The following is a 288-nucleotide window of genomic DNA, read 5'->3' as shown; positions in this document are numbered from 1 at the left end:
TATAATAATGGGGTAGAGCATGGTAATTCTAATGTGGCAGTTCTTTTTAATTTAGACACTTTGTTACCGCAACCTACAAGCCCACAAGATATGAGTGCACAAGGTGATAATCCACAAATGGTGATCCAAAGTAGCCCCGAATCTGGTGAATACACACAAAAAGTTTTTACTGTGGAGGGAACTCCATGGATCACCTTTATACCTAATATTGAAGGAGTCGTTCACGTAACTTTATATATCAAACCGGCAGAAACTATGGATGATTTCGCCCCTTTTGCGGTAGACAAG

At 39.9% G+C, this 288-nt stretch carries 1 protein-coding gene; it reads left to right on the top strand.

What is annotated here, in order from left to right; genetic code table 11:
* On the top strand, positions 1-288 hold a 288-nt coding region (locus tag E1171_RS23035; protein WP_187696081.1), incomplete at both ends, for a hypothetical protein.

The sequence above is a fragment of the Xanthovirga aplysinae genome, assembly GCF_009711365.1.
GTDB lineage: Bacteria > Bacteroidota > Bacteroidia > Cytophagales > Cyclobacteriaceae > Xanthovirga > Xanthovirga aplysinae.
Note: the sequence above shows the minus strand (reverse complement) of the source record. Positions and strands in the feature narration are given on the sequence as shown.